The sequence below is a fragment of the Bifidobacterium sp. B4111 genome, assembly GCF_026537235.1.
Lineage (GTDB): Bacteria > Actinomycetota > Actinomycetes > Actinomycetales > Bifidobacteriaceae > Bombiscardovia.
Genome location: NZ_JAFNMO010000001.1, coordinates 361,382 through 379,884 on the forward strand (window position 1 = coordinate 361,382; position 18,503 = coordinate 379,884).

The following is an 18,503-nucleotide window of genomic DNA, read 5'->3' on the forward strand; positions in this document are numbered from 1 at the left end:
TCTTTCTGCTTATCGGTTTGGACGCTCTGACCTGTCGGCGGTTCAACCGATGTGTGTTTCGATAATGTTCGGAAAATCTTCAATTGGTCGGGACATAGGCCCTAGTCCCATGGCTTCGCCCACCCACTCCAGTCCGGGTTTCCAAGCGGTCTTGACGGTATGCCAGTCATGGCCCGACCCCTGGGTGATGACGGCCCGCACCTTCATGCCTGCCCGGTTGGCGGCCTTGGCAATGACCATCATGTTGTGCTGGGACTCCTTATCATTGGACCCGGCCGCGGTAAACAGAAGCTGGTGGGATGGTGCCCGCTCCAGCATGGCCCTGGCCGGTACCTGGGCCAGGAAGCGCTTCCTGTCGCCGTCGAAGTAGTCGCGGATCATCTGCTCCTGCCGACCCTGGGTCGGTTCCAGCTCTCCGTCTGCTGGGAGCATGTTGCCGTAGACCTTGGGATGCCGTGCCCCAAGCTGTGTGGAACAGGTCCCGCCCTGGGAGAATCCGCCAATGGCCCATTGCTGGGGTTGGTTGGCGACGGGCAGTTCAGCGCGGATCCAGGCGGGAACATCACTGCTCAGGTAGGTTTCGGCCTTCCCATACACGGGTGAGTCCACGCAAAGACTGTTGTGAGAGGATGAACCGTTCTGGTCGGGGGAGACCACCACTGGTGCCAGGCCGTCGTGCTGGGCGGCGTAGGCATCCATCATGGCTGGAATGGCTCCGGCAGTGAAGAGGCGGTCGGGGCTTCCGGGCTGACCGGCCAGAAGAACGAACACAGGCAGCGCGGGCGGTTTGTCGCTCAAGGCGGCGGGCGGCAGGTAGATATCAGCTGGCCGTGCTGCGAATCGGGAGCGGCTGTTGGGGATGCGCATGCTATAGGAGCGGCCGACGCTGGGGTGCGAGGGCAGCTCGCCCCGTGAGGCCAAGGATCGCCACTGGGCTACGCTCATGGCCGGTCTGGCTGCCTTATGGTCGCTGTAGTCGGGGTAGAGGGAGACGCTGAACAGGGACCCCAGAGTGGTGAACTCCCCGTAGATGATATCCACACGAAGCCCGGTGGACAGCAGACAGAGCAGGACGGTCAGGGCGGCCAGAATCCGTCGCCAGCCACGTGCAGTGATCAGGATGCAGACAGCAAACCCCACTGCGAGAAATCCCAAGGCCACGCTGATGATGACCATCCAGCCCAGGGAGACGCCGAAGAGCATAAAGACGTCGGAGACCAGCCAGGTGGCCAACAGTCCCAAGGCTCCTATGCCTAGGGCAATGGCCACTTGACGCAGCAGAGTCCGCCAGCGTCCGTGCGTCAGTCCGGTCAGTGCCAGCACGATCAGGGCCAGGGCTGTCAGCGAAAATATTGACGCAGGTAGCCACCCCTGGGTCAGATGAACCCTTGCCAGCCATGCACCCATGCCATTCCTTCCAACCAAAATACATCCGCAGTTCAGTATAGGGAGTGTCCGGTCGCACGGCTGCCATTTGAACAGTCATTCATTCTCGCATTCTCGCCAAGGCCGCCTCTACAGTTTCCGGTCATGGGTTCGTCTATGGTAGATTTATTGATAATCAATCTCAGTAACGGTCGGTGGACCTGGCGGCAGGTCCGTCCCGTGCCGTCGCCAGAAAGGAACTCCCTATTCATGCAAGCCAGCAGCCTATGCCTCCGCCGGACTCGTACCTTGGTCGCCGCCCTTCTGGTCGGACTGACCCTGCTGACCTGTCTGGCAGGTTGCGGAAAGAGCGAATCGTCCTCGTCGTCCAAAGGACCCGGCCCTCTGCAGGTGGTGGCCAGCATCAACCAATGGCAGTCCCTGGCCGTGGATCTGGGCGGCGACCAGGCCCGTGTGGATACCATTCTGAGCAACACCTCGACTGACGCCCATGACTATGAGCCGACAACGGCTGACATCGCCCGAATCAGTCGTGCAGACCTGGTCATCGTCAACGGGGCCGGCATCGACGACTGGGCTGCCAAGGCCGCGGAAACAGGGCAGGCCAAGCTGGTGGACGTATCCAAGGCATCAGGGCGCAAGACCGGCGACAACCCCCATCTCTGGTTCTCCTCCCAGGACAGGAGGGCAGCAGCCAAGGCCGTGCATGAGGCATACCGGCAGCTGCGCCCAGGCCGTGATGCCGATTTTGATAAGGCCTACCAGGACTGGCAAGATCGACAGGCCCGGCTGGACAATCTGATTGCCGATACGCGCAAACAGACCCAGGGACGGCACTACGCGGCCACGGAATCGGCAGCCTACTATCTTTGCCATGATCTGGGCATGGAGGATCTGACCCCAGAGGGGTACCTGCGGGCGGCCGCCAACGAGAGCGAGCCCTCGCCTGAAGACCTGGTGGCCTTCCGTCATCTGCTGGCATCCGGACGCTTGGACATGTTGGTCCTTAACACCCAAGAAGTCAATCGAACCTCCAAGGAGCTGGCTGCTGAGGCTCACAAGTCGCATGTTCCGGTCTTCGAGGTCAGCGAGCAGCGCCCCGATAAGTACCGGAACCTGGAGGATTGGATCAGCGCCCTGGTCCAACAGGTGCCGGGGGCCAAGGCATGATGATTCCATTGGTTCTCTTTGTTCGCTAAAGGGTGTTTTCATGGGGCTTGTCGTCCTTGATGGGAACAATGGCACAGGTATCGGTAAAGGCCCAGTGGGCCTAGTCGCCAAAGTCAGGAGTATGCGGTGAAGGATCGTAAGCGTCAGCCCGGCCGGTGGACATCCTGGATGCAGAACATGACCGGACGTCTTCAGGTACGCGGGTGGGTCTACCTGCTTGCCTTCATCCTGGTTGACTTCCTGTCAGTGGGCATCCTGCAGTGGGGGGTCTCCCTGAACAGCTCCCGCGTAGAGCTGTCCAACCCGCTGATCGGCTTCTGGGGCTTCATCTCGGCCATGTGGACCCAGCGTCGGTTTGTCCTGGTGCTCAACATGCTGGCTGTGGGTCTGGTCTACCTGGCGCTGGCCTACCTGACCAATCGCTTCTGGGCAGCATCAGGCCTGATTCTGGCCATCTGCGCGGTCATTGCGATCATCGAGCGCTTCAAGGTGCGCGCCCGCTACGAGGCCATCCTGCCCTCGGATCTGGATTTCCTCCATGCTGATGCGGCCAACCTGGTCTCCTTCCTGCCGGCCCGGTCCCTGATCATGATCGGGCTGGGTGTCGTGGCCCTGATCGTCCTCGGCGTGCTCTGCTGGGTGGTGACACGGATGGATGCCCGTCGCGGTCGTCCGGTAGCCACCGGCAACAAGCCCCTGGGCGCGGGACTCCGTACGGCGGGTGTTCTGGTGCCGGTTCTGGTGGTGGCGGTGTTCATGTCCACTGTGGGCACCTACGGCAGTCCCGCCTACCGTTTCTCACAGTTCATGGGCGACAAACCCTCCATGTGGGACTCGGTCTATGACGCCCAGCGCAACGGCGTTTTTGTATCTTTCTCCCGGCAGCTGCGACCCAAGGTCATGGACCAGCCCGCAGGATACAGCCGCGCCACCATGCAGTCTCTGGCCCACCGTTACCAGCTTTCGGCGGACCGCATCAATCATGACCGCAAGTCCTATATGAATGAGTCGAGCCTGGTCTACATTCTCTCCGAGTCGTTCTCGGATCCCACACGGGTGCCGGGCGTCGCGCTCAACCAGGACCCCATGCCTCATATCAGATCCATCAAGGAGGGGACCACCAGCGGGCTCATGCTCTCCTCCGGTTATGGCGGGGGAACGGCCAATCTGGAGTTCCAGGCCATGACCGGCCTGTCCATGGCCAACTTCGATCCCTCGCTGACCTCCCCCTATCAGCAGGTTATCCCTCACCTGAACTGGATACCCACGGTCAATCAGGCTTGGGGGACGCCATCCAGATCCCTGGCCTTCCATCCTTATGAATCCTCCATGTATTCCAGGGCCGAGAACTACAAGAAGTTCGGCTTCTCGCACTTCTACTCACTGACAGGCCCTGACCAGATAGCCCACCAGGACCGCATCGACCGCAGTCAGTATGTGGGGGATCGCTCCGCCTACGAATCCGCCTTGGAGCAGATGGGCGACGACAGGGGCAACCAGTTCGTCGAGGTCATCACCATGCAGAATCACATGCCCTACAACGACTGGTATGACAACAACGGCTTCTCGGTCAGTTCATCCGACCCCAACAGGCCCTTGGGCGACGATGAGATGCAATCCATACGTACCTACGCCAAGGGGGTCAGCCTGAGCGATCAGGCTACCGCCGATTTTCTGAACAGCCTGGACTCCCAGAGCAAGCCGGTCACCGTGGTCTTTTACGGGGATCACCTGCCTGGCATCTATGGCACGGCGAGCTGGGACGAGCGCAACTCTTTGGCCCTGCATCTGACCGATTACTTTATCTGGTCTAACAAAGCTTCGAATGCTTCGGGAACGCAGGTAAGCAACAGTGCCTATTCCTCGCCCAACTTCTTCCAGGCCCAGGCGGCCGAGCACATGGATGCCAAGGTCTCGCCCTTTACGGCCTTTCTAACCGAGCTACATGACAAGATCAGCGCTATCGAGCCTCCGGTGGCCAACCAGATCCAGGACTGGAACAGAATACCGGCAGGGCAGACCAACTATCTGAATGCCCAGGGCCAGCCCATGAATGCCCGAGACTTCGACAAGACCACCCGACAGCTCCTGAACGACTACAAGCTGATCCAGTACGACATCATGGCCGGCAAGCACTACCTGCAGGGGACTGGCTTCAACACCACGCCTACCCGCCGCTCGGATGCCGCCCGGCAGAAGGCCGAAATGGAGCGTCAGGCCAAGGAAGAGGCCAAGAAGCAAGCCCGCCTCGAGGAGAAAACCCAGGATAAGGACAGCGAGAGCACGACCAGCTCAGCTAATTAGGCCTCCAGACCGCGGTGGCCGATGTCGTGCCGATAGAAGAGGCCCGGCATCGACAATCCGTCCAGCCGGTCATATACACGGTGGGCTGCCTGAGCCAGGTCGTCGCCTCGGGCCACCACCAGTGCGGTCCTTCCGGAGGAGGACGTCAGACCAGTTGAGGCTGAGCCGGACACTCCGGCATAGTAGGCTCTGAGGTCCTGCTCCGGGGCGATCAAGGGTACGGGCACGCCGGTCTTGGGATTGCCGGGATAGCCCTGGGCTGCCAGGACCACCCCCAAACGGCTGTGGGATTCGTCCCAGGTGAATTGTGGCTCTCCGCCCTCCATCAGCGCACGGACGGCTGTGCCCAGGTCGCTGGTCAGGGCGGGCAGCACCACCTCGGTCTCCGGGTCGCCCAGTCGCGCATTGAATTCGACGACCTGAGGGCCTTTGTCAGTGACCATCAATCCCGTGTAGAGGACACCGGTGAAGGGACTGCCTTCCTGGGCCAGGGCCCGGACGGTGGGGGCCACGATGGTGTCCAAGGCCTTTTGGGTCAGTTCTGGACCGAACTGCGGCAGAGGGGAGTAAGCCCCCATGCCGCCGGTGTTGGGACCCCGATCCCCGTCATAGGCGGGTTTGTGGTCTTGTGACAGGGGCATGGGCCAGAACTGCTCGCCCCTGACGAAACACATGAGCGAGCACTCCTGACCCACCAGCTGATCCTCGATGACCACCTGGGCTCCAGCCTGTCCGAACTTATGATCGATGAAGATGTCATCCAGGGCCTGTATGGCCTGGTCAAGGTCGGCGGCCACCGTCACACCCTTGCCGGCTGCCAGCCCATCAGCTTTAATGACGACCGGGGCGCCGTGCGAGTGCACATAGGACTTGGCACTGTCCAAGTCATGAAAGACCGCATAGTCAGCGGTAGGAATCCCATGCCTGCGCATCAGGTCCTTGGCAAAGCCCTTGGATCCCTCGATGCGGGCCGCAGCCTTGGTAGGTCCAAAGGCTGGAATGCCGGCAGCCTGCAGTTCGTCGACCAATCCAGCCGTCAAAGGAGCCTCGGGTCCGACGAAGACCCAGTCGATTCCAAGCTCGCGTATTGCAGCGATCAGTTTTTCCGGCTGCGAGGAATCCTCCTGCAGCAGGCTGATGCCGTCCGGCTCCATACCCGGGTTGCCCGGGGCGCACCAGACCCGATCCACTCCTGGTCCGGACAGCAGGGTGGTGGCGATAACGTGCTCTCTGGCTCCCGACCCGATGACCAGTACCTTGTCCGCCATGATGGGCTCCTCTCGCTATTACTGACGACCGTTGTCGTTAAGGATGACCTGCTGGCCGTTTTGAGCATCTGTCACCTGTCCGATCAGAGCGTAGGGTTCCTGCTCCTCATCCAGGACTGCACGGGCCTGGTCCAGCTGGTCAGGAGAAACCACCAGAACCATCCCAATGCCCATGTTGAAGATGTTGTACATCTCCAAATGGTCGACCCTGCCCATCTCTTCGATCATGGTGAAGATGGGCGGCACCTTCCAGGCATTCAGGTTGAAGATGGCGGCCAGTCCCTCGGGCAGGATTCGCGGCACCTTCTCCACAAAGCCACCGCCAGTGATGTGTGCTGCGCCCCTGAGCAGGCCCGAGGCGAAGAGCGGACGTAGGGCCTTGACATAGATACGGGTGGGGGTCAGCAGTTCCTCTCCCAGAGTCCGTCCATCAAGCTGGTAGGGCCGATCCTCCAGCTTCATGCCCCCCTGATCCAGCAGGACCTGACGGATCAGGGAGAAACCGTTGGAGTGGACACCCGAGGAGGGCAGACCGATCAGCTGGTCGCCTTCCTTGATGGCCGAACCGTCCACCAGGGACTCCCGTTCGACCACACCCACGGTGAATCCGGCCAGATCGTATTCGTCGGGCTGGTACATGTCGGGCATCTCGGCGGTCTCCCCGCCTACCAGGGCAGCCCCAGCCTGAACGCAGCCGTCGGCCACGCCCTTGACCACCTGCTCCAGCAGAGCCGGGTCGTTGTGCCCGCAGGCGATGTAGTCCAGAAAGATCAGCGGCTCGGCCCCCTGGGCGATGATGTCATTGACACACATGGCCACGCAGTCCTGACCGATGGTGTCATGACGGCCGGCTTCCCGGGCCACCATCAGTTTGGTGCCCACGCCGTCAGTGCCTGAAACCAGGACTGGGTGGCGGTAATTGAGCGCAGACAGGTCGAAGTCGCCGCCGAAGCCGCCGATATCGCCGGCACCCGGCCTACGCGTTCTGGCCGTGTGGGAGCGGATCCTGTCGATCAGTTCGTATCCGGCCTCTACCGATACCCCAGCCTGCTCATATGCCTTCGGCATGGCTGCCCCTTTCTATGCCCTGTCTGTTCTGTTCTTCGCTAGTGCTCAATGGATTGGTCGGCTCCCTGTCTCGAGCCTGCAGGCATGTCAAGCCCGTAGGATCCCTTGGAAGCTTCCAGCCGGGCCCGGTCCTCTGGGGTCAGCGAGGCCAGGAAGCCCTGCTCATAGTCGTCAAGCCGCGTTGGGTAGTCTCCGTTGAAGTAGGCCACGCAGAGCCCTTGATAGGGCGCATCACGGCCCAGGCCGATGGATTCCACCAGACCGTCCAGACTCAGGTAGGCCAGGGAATCGGCTCCAATGGCTTCTCTGATCTGCTCCACGGACTTCTTGGCGGCGATCAGCTCGGAGGTCCGTTGGATGTCGATGCCGTAGTAGCAGGGGTAGCGCAGGGGCGGGGAGGCGATGCGCATGTGCACCTCGCTGGCCCCGGCCTCCCGGAGCAGGCGGACGATTCTGCGCGAAGTGGTGCCTCGGACGATGGAATCGTCGATGACCACCACCCGTTTGCCGGCTACAACGCCGCGTACAGCCGCCAGTTTCATCCTGACGCCCTGCTCGCGCATGGCCTGGCTGGGCTGGATGAAGGTGCGTGCCACATATTGGTTCTTGATCAGCCCCATCTCGTTAGGCAGCCCGGCCGCCTCGGCATATCCTGAGGCGGCGGACAGGGAGGAGTTGGGCACTCCGATGACCATGTCGGCATCCACCGGAGCTTCGCGGGCCAGTCTGGCCCCTATTCGCTTGCGTGCCGAATGGACGTTGATCCCATAAATATTGGAGTCGGGCCTGGCGAAGTAGATGAACTCCATGGAGCAGATGGACAGGCAGGTCTGATCGGTATAGCGCTCGATGCTGTAGCCCGAGTCGTCCACCCGGACGATCTCGCCGGGGCCGATGTCCCGCACCAGCGTGGCGCCGACCAGGTCCAGGGCGCAGGTCTCAGAGGCCAGGACATAGGCCCCTCCTGGCAGCTGGCCCAGGGAGAGGGGGCGGAAGCCGTTGGGATCCATAGCTCCGATCATGGCATCTTCGGTCATGAGCAGGTAGGCGAAGCCGCCATGGACCTGGCGCAGGGCCTGCTTGAGCGCCGCCATGAAGTCCTTTTCAGGGCTGCGCCGGATCAGGTGCATGAGCACCTCGGTGTCTGAGTTGGAGTGGAAGATGGCCCCCTGATCCTCCAGCTGCGCCTTGAGGCTGTTGCAGTTGGTCAGATTACCGTTGTGGGCCAGGGCTATGTCCCCGTCATGGAAGCGGAAGACGAAGGGCTGGATGTTCTCGATGGACCCTGAGCCGGTCGTGGCGTAGCGGACATGGCCAACGGCCCGGTTCCCGGTCAGCGGTGTCAGGCTGGATTCGTCAGGAAAGACCTGAGTGAGCAGACCCAGACCTCGCCGCCCGATCAGGTGCCCTTGGTCGTTGGAAACGATGCCGGCACCCTCCTGGCCGCGGTGCTGCAGGGCGTGCAGGCCGAAGTAGGTCAGCCGGGCGGCGTCGGGGTGGCCCCAGACCCCGAAGATCCCGCATTCCTCGTGGATGCCTTCAAGCTCCAACGACATGGTCTACGTCCTTTCCCCTAGGCGGCAAAGTAGTCCACTCCCGACTGGAAGAGCGGCTGTGTATGTTTTCCGGGCACGTTGAGATACAGGTCGGGGCCGCTGCGCTCCGTGTGGCCCATCTTGCCCAATACCCGGCCGTCCGGGCTGGTGATGGCCTCGACGGCCATGTCGGATCCATTGGGGTTGACCAGTGGATCCATGGAGGGACGGCCCTGCTCGTCCACGTACTGGGCGGCCACCTGTCCTCGGTCGATCAGGGTGCGCAGGAGGCCGGGCTCGGCCACGAACCGCCCTTCCCCGTGGCTGATGGGCATGGTGTGTATCTCACCCACCCGGCAGGCGCTCAGCCAGGGGGAGCGTGTGGAGCTGATCCGGGTGTGGACCAGACGGCTCTGATGGCGGCCGATGGCGTTGACGGCCAGGGTGGGATCCTCGGGCGAGCCGGTGACGATTTTGCCGTAGGGAACCAGGCCCAGCTTGATCAGCGCCTGGAAGCCGTTGCAGACACCCAGAACCAGCCCGTCCCGGTCCTGCAAAAGTTCCTGGAGGGCATCGGCAACCTGGTTCGAACGCAGGAAGGATGCCACCAGTTTGGCCGAACCATCGGGCTCATCGCCGCCGGAGAAGCCCCCGGGCAGCATCAGTATCTGGCTACTGTGGATGGCCTGGGCCAGGCGGCGGGAGCTCTCGGTCACGTCCTCGGCATTCAGATTGCGGATGACCACGGTATCCACCTGGGCTCCAGCGTCCCGGAAGGCCCGGGCGGAGTCGAACTCGCAGTTGGTTCCCGGGAAGACGGGCATGACCACCCTGGGGTGTGCGGTCTTGGAAGTCCCCTTGGATCTGCGCGCAGCAGGCCTGCCGGACTCACGGTCGGTGCGGCCAATGGTCGGCACCGGGTCGCCATGGCCTCGGTATAGGAAGATTGATTCCAGACCCCTGGCACGGATCTCCTCGAGTTCGGCCAGGTCCAGATCCTCGCTGCCGCAGCGCAGGCGGTAATCCTCACGGGTGTGCCCCAGAAGGTGCAGATGCAGACCGGAATCCTGAATAAATAGGGGCTCCGGACCAGAGGCTTCCAGGAGGAAGCTTCCATAGGCGGGACGGAAGAGCGCCGATATAGCAGTGTTTGCTGCCATATCCAGCCCGATCTTGTTGCCCAGGCACATCTCCATCAGGGATTGGGCCATGCATCCGTAGCCTGGAGTGGCAGCCGCATCCACCAGGCCCTGGCTGATCAGCGCCTCCGCCTGGTCCATAACGGTCCGCAGGCTCTCCGGATCGGGCAGCAATCCGTCCTCCTGGTAATCGGGCGCCAAGAGATAGACCTGGCGGTCCGCTGCCTTGAATTCGGGGGAGATAGCATCCTTGGCCTGTCCCAGGGCCACGGCGAAGCTGATCAGGGTGGGCGGCACATCTAGGTCCTCGAAGCTGCCGGACATGGAGTCCTTGCCACCTATGGCACCCACGGAAAGATCCAGCTGAGCCTGGAGGGCTCCCAGGACGCCAGCCACCGGCAGACCCCAACGCCGGGGGTCGTCGCCGGGCTTGGGATAGTACTCCTGCAGGCTCAGGTGGGCCCGGGAACGGCTGAAGCCAGAGGCGACCAGCTTGGCCAGGCTCTCGACCACGGCCAGGTAGGCTCCGGTGTAAGGGTCCTGGCTGCTGATCCAGGGGTTGAATCCCCAGGCCATGGCCGAGGCGGTGGTGGTGTGCCCATCCACGGGCAGCTTGGCCACCATGGCCTGGGCCGGTGTCAGCTGTCGGGCTCCACCGAAGGGCATGAGGATGGTGCCTGCACCGATGGTGGAGTCGAACTGCTCAGCCAGACCCTGCTGGGAGCAGACATTGATGTCCGCAAGCAGGGCTCTCATGCGTGCATCCAGGCTGCCTTGGACCTCGAATGGGGCATGGTAGGGAGCGGGAACCGCCACCTGGGCATCGGCCTTGTGAGGGGCGCCGTTGGAGGACAGGAAGGAGCGGGGGATATCCACGATGGTGTCTGACCGCCAGGTCATCCGCAGCCGGGGTTCTTTGGTGACCTCGGCGATGACGGTGGCTTCAAGGTCCTCTTGCCGGGCGCAGTTGATGAAGGCGGGCGCATCTTCGGCAGGCAGGGCCACGGCCATGCGCTCCTGGCTCTCGGAAATGGCGATTTCAGTCCCGTCCAGCCCCTGGTACTTGAGCGGCACCCGATCCAGGTCCACATTCAGCCCGTCCGCCAGCTCGCCTACGGCCACGGCAACGCCGCCGGCTCCGAAGTCGTTGCAACGCTCAATCAGCCTGGCTGCCTCCGGGCGACGGAAGAGGCGCTGGAGCTTGCGCTCCTCAGGGGCATCGCCCTTCTGCACCTCGGCTCCGCAGCGTTCCAGACTTTCTTCGTTCTGGGACTTGGAGGCTCCGGTCGCGCCGCCGATTCCATCGCGGCCGGTTCTTCCGCCTACCAGGATGATCAGATCGCCGGGTGCGGGCCGACGGCGGATCACATGGTCGGCCGGGGTGGCGGCCACTACAGCGCCCACTTCCATCCGCTTGGCTGCATAGCCGGGGTGGTAGATCTCCCGAACCTGCCCAGTGGCCAGCCCGATCTGGTTGCCATAGGAGGAGTAGCCATCGGCTGCCTGACGGACGATACGGCTCTGGGGTAGCTTGCCCGGCAGGGTCTGATCCAGGGGCTGGCGGGGATCCGCTGCCCCGCTGACCCTCATGGCCTGGTAGACGTAGCCCCTTCCGGACAGGGGATCACGGATGGCTCCGCCGATGCAGGTGGCGGCACCACCGAAGGGCTCGATCTCGGTGGGATGGTTATGCGTTTCATTTTTGAACAGAAAGAGCCAGTCTTGATCCTGGCCGTCCACGTCGACCTTGGTTCGGATAGTGCAGGCGTTGACCTCTTCGGACTGGTCCATGTCGTTCAGGATGCCGCGCTTCTGCAGGTACTTGGCTCCGATGGTGCCCATGTCCATCAGACATTCCGGCCGGTCCTGACGGCCCAACTCTGCGCGAATGGACCGGTAATGCTCCAGCGTGGCGTGAGCCCGGGGGTTGTCCGCCTCGATCCGCTCCAGCCTGGTGTTGAAGGTGGTGTGCCGGCAGTGGTCGGACCAGTAGGTGTCGATCACCTTGAGCTCGGTCAGGGTGGGGTCGCGCTTCTCCTGACGGTAGTGGTCCCGGCAGAAGCGGATATCCGGCAGATCCATGGCCAGGTCCAGCTTGTCAATCAGCGCTTCAAGTTCAGGATCGTCCAGATCGCGGAACCCGTCCAATACAGGCACTGGATCCGGATTGTCATCAGGCATGGCCAGGGTCTTGGGCTGCTCCAGCCCTACCACCCGTGAGTCCACCGGGTTGACCAGGTAATTGCGGATGGCTTCAATCTGCCCGGCATTCAGGTCGCCCTGGAGCAGGTAAACAGTAGCTGTGGCCACCAAGGGTCGGGCGCCCTGGCCTACCAACTGGACACATTGGGCTGCGGAGTCGGCTCGCTGATCGAACTGACCCGGCAGAGGGGCCACGGCGAAGAGCATGGGGGAGTCCAGTGGCGGCAGGTCCCCGTCGCCCTTCATGCGCAGGGCTTCCTCCAGTCGGGTGACCACCAGATCGGTCTGGGGCTGGGCAAAGACCGTGGGCAGGCAACGTTTGAAGAGGTCTTCGTCGATGCCTTCCAGATCGTAGCGGTTGAACATGCGCAGGCCGGTCAGCCCTTGCACGCCCGGCAGGGTGCGCAGCTGTTCGGCAAGTCTCTCGGCGGCCTGGTCGAAACCCTGTTTTTTCTCGGTATAGACACGGAAGAGCACAATGGATCCTTTCGCGATGGACTGGTTGGGGACCAATGAAAAACCCGGAGGCGATATGCTCGCTTCCGGGTCCACCGATTCAGCTGTTCGATTGGCTTTCGCGCTCCTCCAATTCGGTCAGCCCATCCAGAATGGTTTGATAAGCCGGAATGATGCTGCCCAGATCCCTGCGGAAGATGTCCTTGTCCAGGTGGGTGACCTGGCCGTCATTATTGTTGCCAATCGCCCAGAGCCGGCAGGTGTCGGGGGTGATCTCGTCGCCGAGAAGGATGATGCCCGATCCGGTCTTGCCCATTTCAATCTTGAAATCCACCAGCTCCACGTTGATGGCGCGGAAGATGCCGGTCAGGGCCCCGTTGATCTCCCGGGTCTTTGCTGCGATGATGTCCAGATCCTGCTCAGTGGCCAGTCCCAGGGCCAGAATGTCGTCCCGGTTGATAAACGGATCATCCAGGGGATCGGACTTGTAGAAGAACTCCAGCACCGGCTGCTTCAAGGCCGTGCCTTCCGCAACCCCGTACCGCTGGGCGAAGGAGCCTGCGGCCCGGTTGCGCATGACGATCTCCAGCGGGAACATATCCAGCCGACGATTGAGCTGTTCGGTATCCGAGATGCTGCGTACGAAGTGGCTGGGGATACCCCGGCGGGCCAGCAGGGAGAATACCACCGTGGTGATCCTGTTGTTCAGTCTGGCCTTGCCTTCGATGTTGGCCTTCTTGGCCCCGTTCCCCGCGGTGGCCTGGTCAGTGTACTCAACCCAGAGTATGTCCGGGTCATCCGTCTCGTACAGTTTCTTGGCCTTGCCTTGATAGCGCATTCCCAACTTTTCCACGGTTCGCCTTCCTCGAGATTGTTGCGAATTGGAAACTTCTGCACTGCTTGGGACACGACCACCATAGCAAGCCCGGGTTACATCCCTGTGCCCACCCGGGGTTTCAAATCGCGGACCACCGCTTCGGCACACTCGGTGGCAGTCTGCAAATCTGGCCCCAAGGCCAGGGCCACGCCCATACGGCGTAGACCATGCACTTCGGGCTTGGAGAAGATGCGCAGATCGGTGCCTGGGTGGTCCAGGGCCTGCGGCAGGCCTTGGAAGCTGACCGGTCCCTGGCCCCTGACCAGGATGGGTCGGCTGACCGCGCAGGTGCCCTCCGGCAGATTCAGGGCCAGATCCTCCTGATGGACGGGAATGCCCAGGATGGCCCGGGCGTGAAGGTCGAACTCGGTCAGGCGTTGGGAGATCATGGTCACCATGCCGGTGTCATGGGGGCGCGGGGCCACCTCGTTGAAGAGCAGCGAGCCGTCGCGCAGGACGAAGATCTCCACTCCGTAGATCCCCCAACCGGTCTCCCCACTCTGTCGGGCCAGGGAGGTCATGGCCTCAACCAGCCGGGTGGCCATGTTCCGGGCCTGCTGTAAGATGTCGGGTTTCAGCGCCGCCGGTTGCCAGGAGAGCCGGTAGTCCCCGTCCTCCTGACGCTGACCGATGGGCGTGCAGGTGGCCACGCCAGCCGAGGAGGCCACGGTCAGAACAGTCAGCTCATGGGCCAGGGGGGCCAGAGCCTCCACAATGACCTCGGCTTTGCCCTGGTGCTTGGTGGCTGCCCGGCCTTGGGTCAGTGCCGAATTCCAGGCTTGAGACAAGCCCTCCTTGCTCCGTACCAGGGTCTGTCCGTGACCGGAGGAGCTCATCAGAGGTTTGACCATGCAGGGGTAGCCCACCTGGTCCGCCGCACTGGCCAGTTCTTCGGGAGAGTCGGCGAATCGATAGGGGGTAGTGGGCAGACCCACCTGCTCGTGGGCGAAGACACGCAGGGCCCGGCGGTCCATGCACATGGCCGCCAGGGGGGCGGCAGGCACTACCTGGATGCCCCGTGCCGCGGCCTTGGCCAGGCGGTCAGTGGCAATGGCCTCCACTTCAGGCACAATCAAATCGGGCTGGACCTCTCCGATCAGGTCCTCCAGAGCCTTCGGATCGCTCATCCTCACCTGGTAGCCGGCATGGGCCACCTGGGTGGCCGGTGCGCCAGGGTAGGAGTCCGCTGCACCTACCCAGGCACCCAGCCGCATCAGGCTGATGGCAATCTCGCGGCCGAGTTCGCCGGCACCCAGGAGAAGGACTCGTGTGGGTCTGGGCCCCAAGAGAGAGCCGAACGGTCGCTCCCCTGGATTGATAGTGTTGATAATCCGTTGCTGACCGGATGCGCTCATACCCATATTCTGCCACCAACCCATCGACCAAGCAGGCAGGTTATCGATACATACCTATAAATGACATCTATAGAGGCCTTTTTGTCCACTGGCCGCTGGGACGATTACCATGTCAGGCAGTCGACCAGGGAAGGCGGGAACGTGAGCGAGCGGACACCGGCGGTGTGGATGGAGCACCTGACCAAGACCTATCACAGCGACGACGACGAAGACAAAACGGCACTGGCCGACATCAATCTGACCGTTGAAACTGGGGATATTTTTGGCATTATTGGCCTGAGCGGGGCGGGCAAGTCCACACTGGTCCGCTGCATCAACGGGCTGGAGGACTATGATTCGGGCAGTGTTAAAGTCCGTGGCCGCGAGGTCAAGGATCTGTCTCCGGCCGAGCTCAGGGACTTGAGACGTCGTACCGGCATGATCTTCCAGCACTTCAACCTGATGCCCTCCAGGACAGTGGCCGACAATGTGGGCCTTCCTCTGCGAGGGAGCGGCCGCGACCGTGCGTCTCGACGGGCCCGTGTGTCCGAACTTCTGGAATTGGTGGGACTGACCGAGCTGGCCGACCATTATCCGGCCGAGCTCTCCGGCGGCCAGCAGCAGCGGGTGGCCATCGCTCGCGCCCTGGCCAACGAGCCGGATATCCTGCTCAGCGATGAGGCCACCAGCGCACTGGACCCGACCACCACACGCTCCATTCTTCAGCTGCTGCGTGACCTGCACGACCAGCTGGGCATCACTGTGGTCATGATTACCCACGAGATGTCGGTCATCAGGCAGATCTGCAACCGGGTGGCAGTCATCGACCAGGGTGTCATCGTGGAGCAGGGCAGGGTCTTCGATGTCTTTGCAGACCCCAAGGCCCAGCTGACCAAATCCTTCGTGGCCACCACCTCCAACCTGGACAAGGTCAAGGATCTGATGGCCGCCGATTCGCCCCTGGTAGCCCTGGAGCCCGGGCAGATCCTCATGCGCATGTCCTATGTCTCCAAGGAGGTCTCCGAGGCTTTGGTCTCCACCATCAGCCGTCGCTACAACCTGGACGTCAACATCATCTTCGGCGACATCGATGTGGTGGAGGGAGCACCCCTGGGCGGTCTGGTGGTCAGAGTTGGCGGCGACGCTGAAAATATCCGCCAGGCCATGGAATACCTGCGCTCGCGCAACATCGGAATCGAGGTTCTCAAGTCATGACGTTCCTGCTTACCTCCTGGTTCCCCAACGTCATGAGCCGGCTGCCGGAGTTCTTTAGCAGCATGGTTCAGACCTTGGTTATGGTCGGCGTCTCCGGGGTGATCTCCTTCCTGCTGGCTCTGGTCATCGGGGTGGGACTGATCATCAGCCGACGTGACGGCATCCGTCGCAACGGCCTGGTCTTCACCATTCTGGACAAGCTGATCGACCTCTTCCGCTCCATCCCCTTCATCATCCTGGCGGCGGCCCTGGTGCCGGTGACCAGGATGCTCATGGGCACGGTCATCGGGCCCAAAGGGGCGATCTTCCCGCTGGTCGTGGGCATTACCCCCTTCTTCTCCCGGCAGATCGAGTCGGCTCTTGCTGGTCTGGATCCTGGGTACGTCGAGGCGGCGGAGTCCATGGGCATGACCACCTGGCAGATCATCTGGCATGTCTACCTGCGTGAGGGCATCCCCTCCATCATCCGGGTGACCACCATTACCATCGTCAGCCTGGTGGGCGAGACCGCTACCGTGGGCATCGTAGGCGGCGGCGGGCTGGGTGACTTCGCCATCCGTCTGGGCTACCAGCGGTCCATGAACGACGTGACCATCGCCACCATCATTGTGCTGGTCATCTTCATCGCCCTGATCGAACTGTTCGGCCGGCTTCTGGCCGAGGTCGTCGAACACTGAGCAACCCGGGAAAGGTCAGATTATTGTGGTCGGTCGTAATCGCGTCGGCAAAAAGAACCGAGCCAAGGTCCAGCTGGCGGCGCTCAGCCTGGTCATCGTCCTCCTGCTGGCGCTGGTGGTCGGTACCGATGTCCGTCTGAACCAGGTGGGTGCCGATGTCAAGGTCGTCAAGGTCGGCGTCATTGGCAGTTCGGACGATCAGATTTGGAAGGCTGTCCAGACAGAGCTGGATCGGCGGGGCGAACGCATCAGGATCGAGCTCAAGCCTTTCCAGGACGCCATCTATGTCAACCAGGCCACAGCCAACCGCGAGGTGGACTTCAACGCCGCCCAGCATTACGCCTACCTGGAGGACGATGTGAAAACCAACCACTACCAGCTGGCTGTGCTTGGCAATACCTACATCTCGCCCATGAACCTCTACTCGCAGCGCTATGCCAAGCCTTCGCAGTTCCAAGACGGCGACCGGGTGGCCATTCCCAACAACGCCACCAATATGGGCCGGGCCTTGAAGGTCCTGGCCGACGCCAAGCTGATCGGTCTGCGCGACCCCAAGGCCACCAACCCGTTGCCCGAGGACGTAGTGGACAACCCCAAGCATCTGCGCATCGAGCAGGTGGATCCGGCTGGCATCCTCAACCTGCTGCCCGACTATGCGGGCGGGGTCACCAACGCCAACTTCGTGGTCGATGCAGGTCGCAGTGTGCATGATGCCATCCACGAGGTTCCCTACGACCTCCAGAACCCGGCCAACAAGCCTTACGTCAACATCATCGTCACCACCAAGGATCAGCGGAATAACCCCACCTACGCCGCAGTGGTGCGAGCCTACCATTCCAAGCCCGTGGCCGACACCATCGTCCATGTCTACAAGGGGGCCTGCCTGCCGGCTTTCAAGGTTTCCTGATGCGATAGGTTCAACAAATGAAGGAGGATGGATATGAGCACCAGAAGAACCAGGGCCAAGCGAGAGCTGGCAGCTGTCTCGGTCGTCATCCTGGTGGTCGCCGTCCTGATGGGAGTGGCCTATGTCAGGGTCAACCAGCCCGATCGCGGCCAGCGGGAGATCAGCATCGGCCTGGTGGGCGATGCTGATGAGGAGATCTGGAAGGCCGTTCAGCACCAACTGGACCAGCGCCGGGCCGGCATAAAAATCAAGCTCCGCTCCTTCCAATATGGGCGTTACGCCAATCAGGCACTGTCCAACGGGGAGATTGACCTGAATGCCTTCCAGCACTATGCCTTTCTGGAGCAGGAGTCCAAGCAGCACGGGTACCGGTTCGCAGCCATTGGCGACACCTACATCTCACCCCTCAACCTCTACTCAAAGAAGTACCGGAGCGTTGACCAGATAGGCTATGGTGACCGTTTGGCAATACCCAGCGATCCTATCGACTTGGGCCGCTCCCTGAAGGTGCTTGCCAGCGCCGGGCTGATCGGTCTGCGAGACCCCAAGGCCACCACGCCGGTTCCCGAAGATATCGTAGACAACCCGCGCGGGCTGGTCCTGGATCAGGTCGATCCACCGGGGATCGTCAAGGTCCTGCCCGACTATGCGGCGGGAATCACCAACACCAATTTCATCCTGGATGCTGGCATGAAGATCCAGGATGCCATCTACCAGGTGCCCGGCGATCTCAAATCGCCAACCAATCATCCCTATGTCAACATCATCGTGGCCAGACAGGCTGACAAAAATGACCCCGACTACAAAGCTCTGGTCTCCGCCTACCATAGTCGCTATGTGGCTGATGCCATCAACCGCTACTACCGTGGGGCGGCCGTCCCGGCCTTCTCCTACTAATAGTGGGTGCAATCGGGTGGTCGCCCTGTCCTGGTCCGACCCAAGTCTGCAACAGTTGAACAGCGGAG

13 protein-coding genes are annotated in these 18,503 nt (G+C 62.0%); 6 read left to right on the plus strand and 7 right to left on the minus strand.

The annotated features are described in order from the left end of the window. Window positions 1-42: 42 nt before the first annotated feature. A complete protein-coding gene (locus tag J3T93_RS01780; RefSeq protein WP_267430310.1) occupies window positions 43-1,407 on the minus strand; it encodes an alpha/beta hydrolase in 1,365 nt (454 codons plus the stop codon). Window positions 1,408-1,635: 228 nt separating this feature from the next. On the opposite strand from J3T93_RS01780, the gene J3T93_RS01785 reads away from it, so the two are divergent. Together J3T93_RS01785 and J3T93_RS01790 are read left to right on the plus strand one after the other, a co-directional pair. Next, window positions 1,636-2,556, plus strand: coding sequence for a metal ABC transporter solute-binding protein, Zn/Mn family (locus tag J3T93_RS01785; protein WP_267430311.1), 921 nt, complete (start codon window positions 1,636-1,638; stop codon window positions 2,554-2,556). A 126-nt stretch (window positions 2,557-2,682) separates the two neighbouring features. Beyond that, window positions 2,683-4,860 carry an LTA synthase family protein gene (locus J3T93_RS01790; RefSeq protein ID WP_267430312.1) on the plus strand — a complete coding sequence of 726 codons (2,178 nt, stop codon included), beginning with the start codon at window positions 2,683-2,685 and terminating at the stop codon, window positions 4,858-4,860. On the opposite strand, the gene purD is transcribed toward J3T93_RS01790, so the two are convergent. The 6 genes from purD to purT form a co-directional block, all read right to left on the minus strand. Continuing rightward, the gene (purD, locus tag J3T93_RS01795; protein WP_267430313.1) at window positions 4,857-6,128 is read right to left on the minus strand and encodes a phosphoribosylamine--glycine ligase; all 1,272 of its coding nucleotides are present in this window, start codon (window positions 6,126-6,128) and stop codon (window positions 4,857-4,859) included. The two genes, J3T93_RS01790 and purD, sit on opposite strands and share 4 nt — an antisense overlap. 18 nt (window positions 6,129-6,146) lie before the next feature. Then, entirely contained in the window at window positions 6,147-7,196 is a 1,050-nt protein-coding gene (gene purM / locus J3T93_RS01800) for a phosphoribosylformylglycinamidine cyclo-ligase (protein ID WP_267399617.1), read from the minus strand. 38 nt (window positions 7,197-7,234) lie between these two features. Further along, the gene (gene purF / locus J3T93_RS01805) at window positions 7,235-8,752 is read right to left on the minus strand and encodes an amidophosphoribosyltransferase (RefSeq protein WP_267430314.1); all 1,518 of its coding nucleotides are present in this window, start codon (window positions 8,750-8,752) and stop codon (window positions 7,235-7,237) included. A 17-nt stretch (window positions 8,753-8,769) separates the two neighbouring features. Then, complete coding sequence (locus tag J3T93_RS01810) at window positions 8,770-12,549, minus strand: phosphoribosylformylglycinamidine synthase (RefSeq protein ID WP_267430315.1); 3,780 nt, start codon at window positions 12,547-12,549, stop codon at window positions 8,770-8,772. Window positions 12,550-12,628: 79 nt separating this feature from the next. Next, a complete protein-coding gene (gene purC, locus J3T93_RS01815) occupies window positions 12,629-13,381 on the minus strand; it encodes a phosphoribosylaminoimidazolesuccinocarboxamide synthase (protein ID WP_267430316.1) in 753 nt (250 codons plus the stop codon). Window positions 13,382-13,458: 77 nt separating this feature from the next. Next, window positions 13,459-14,766, minus strand: a complete 1,308-nt coding sequence (gene purT / locus J3T93_RS01820; protein ID WP_416378809.1) for a formate-dependent phosphoribosylglycinamide formyltransferase — start codon at window positions 14,764-14,766, stop codon at window positions 13,459-13,461. Between the two features lie 135 nt (window positions 14,767-14,901). Between purT and J3T93_RS01825 the strand changes: the two genes are divergently transcribed. The 4 genes from J3T93_RS01825 to J3T93_RS01840 are packed head-to-tail and all read left to right on the plus strand — an operon-like array spanning window position 14,902 to window position 18,435. Then, a complete protein-coding gene (locus J3T93_RS01825; RefSeq protein ID WP_267430318.1) occupies window positions 14,902-15,954 on the plus strand; it encodes a methionine ABC transporter ATP-binding protein in 1,053 nt (350 codons plus the stop codon). After that, entirely contained in the window at window positions 15,951-16,631 is a 681-nt protein-coding gene (locus tag J3T93_RS01830; protein ID WP_267430319.1) for a methionine ABC transporter permease, read from the plus strand. The genes J3T93_RS01825 and J3T93_RS01830 overlap by 4 nt, the downstream gene beginning before the upstream one ends. Window positions 16,632-16,656: 25 nt before the next feature. Beyond that, entirely contained in the window at window positions 16,657-17,538 is an 882-nt protein-coding gene (locus tag J3T93_RS01835; RefSeq protein ID WP_267430320.1) for a MetQ/NlpA family ABC transporter substrate-binding protein, read from the plus strand. 33 nt (window positions 17,539-17,571) lie between these two features. Then, window positions 17,572-18,435, plus strand: a complete 864-nt coding sequence (locus tag J3T93_RS01840; protein WP_267430321.1) for a MetQ/NlpA family ABC transporter substrate-binding protein — start codon at window positions 17,572-17,574, stop codon at window positions 18,433-18,435. Window positions 18,436-18,503 lie beyond the last annotated feature (68 nt).